The 1,846-nt window shown below is 62.1% G+C and carries 2 protein-coding genes; both read left to right on the forward strand.

The features are described 5' to 3' along the window. Window positions 1–977: methyl-accepting chemotaxis protein (locus AACR77_RS11555; RefSeq protein ID WP_042881573.1), on the forward strand; the 977-nt coding region annotated here is incomplete at its 5' end. A gap of 137 nt (window positions 978–1,114) precedes the next feature. Next, window positions 1,115–1,846 (forward strand): proline--tRNA ligase (gene proS, locus AACR77_RS11560; RefSeq protein ID WP_042881575.1); only part of this gene is annotated, 732 nt, incomplete at its 3' end.

A 1,846-nucleotide genomic window follows, 5' to 3' on the forward strand; every position in this document is an offset into this window, starting at 1 on the left:
TCCAGGTCGACAAGCGCATGCAGGACATCGCCGCCGGGGAAGCAGATCTCAATGCCCGCATCAACCTCTCACGCGACGACGAGATTGGCTCCCTGGCCGGCAGCGTGGATCGCTTCATCGAGAAGCTGCAGAAGATGATCAGCGCCACCATGGACAACAACCAGCACATCAACCAGCACGTGCACACCTCGGTCAACCGGGTCCAGGCCATCAGCCAGAGCAGCCGCCAGACCGCTGCGCATGCCCAGGCGCTGCACCACGACAGCGAGCAGATGGTGCAGGTGGCCACCACCATCTCGGACAACTGCAACCTGGCGGCACACAACGCCAACGAGGTACGCCAGCTCACCACGCAAAGCAGCCAGTATGTCTCCTCCGCCACCGCCGGCATGCAGCGGGTGGTCATGGAGGTGGGTGAATGTGCCACCGCCATCAATGCCCTCAAGGAGCAGGCAGGGCAGATTGGCCAGATCATCTCCACCATCAGCAATATCTCGGAGCAGACCAACCTGCTGGCACTCAATGCCGCCATCGAAGCCGCCCGGGCGGGCGAGATGGGGCGCGGTTTTGCCGTGGTGGCCGACGAGGTGCGCACCCTGGCCAATCGCACCGCCACCTCCAGCGCCGAGATAACGGATGTGATCAACAGCATCCAGCAGCAGACAGAGCAGGCCTATCTGATGATGCAACGCAACCTGAAAACCGTGGAATCGGGTATGGCGGACTCCGACAACACCAAACAGATCCTGTTCAAGGTAGAAGAGGCCATCGATCAGCTCGCCGACATGGTGCAACAGGTGGCAGAGGCGACCAGCCAGCTCTCCCACACCCTGGGGCACACCACGGGCAAGGTTTCGGATATCAGCCTGCAGGCCCAGACGGGCGAACAGGAAGCCCAGGAGTGCCTGCAACTGGCCTCCTCCCTCCATCAGGCCAGCCAGCAGCAACAGCAGTTGCTGTCGCAATTTCGGGTCTAGTGCGGGCGAGGCAAGGCCCCCGCCCTCCCCCCAGCGCCGCTGAATTTAGCCCTTGGGCCGGGGGGCTTCGCCTGTTAAAATTCCGCACTTGAAATTTTCCAGGGCCAAGCCGCCCGAACTAGCGAAGGTCTACCGCGATGCGTACCAGCCAATATCTGCTTTCCACTCTCAAGGAAACCCCCTCCGACGCTGAAGTTGTCAGCCACCAGCTGATGCTGCGCGCCGGGATGATCCGCAAACTCGCTTCCGGCATGTACGCCTGGCTGCCGACCGGCCTGCGGGTCCTGAAGAAGATTGAAAACATCGTCCGCGAAGAGATGAACAATGCGGGTGCCGTCGAAGTGTCCATGCCGGTGGTACAGCCCGCCGAGCTGTGGCAGGAGTCCGGCCGCTGGGATGACTACGGCCCCGAGCTGTGCCGCCTGACCGACCGTCACAACCGCCCTTTCGTGCTGGGCCCGACCCACGAAGAGGTGATCACCGCGCTGGTCCGTTACGAAGTGAACAGCTACAAGCAACTGCCGCTGAATCTGTACCAGATCCAGACCAAGTTCCGCGATGAAGTGCGCCCCCGTTTCGGCGTGATGCGCGGCCGCGAATTCCTGATGAAGGATGCCTACTCCTTCCACATCGACAAGGCTTCCCTGGTCGATACCTATGAGAAGATGCACGCGGCCTACTGCACCGCCTTCACTCGCATGGGTCTGAACTTCCGCCCGGTGCAGGCCGATACCGGCTCCATCGGGGGCACCGGCTCCCACGAATTCCAGGTGCTGGCCGAGAGCGGTGAAGACTTGATCGCCTTCTCCGATACATCCGATTACGCCGCCAACATCGAGATGGCCGAAGCCCTGGCACCGGCTGGCGAG

It is taken from the genome of Aeromonas sp. ZOR0002, assembly GCF_963866995.1.
In the GTDB taxonomy this organism is placed as follows: Bacteria; Pseudomonadota; Gammaproteobacteria; order Enterobacterales; family Aeromonadaceae; genus Aeromonas; species Aeromonas caviae.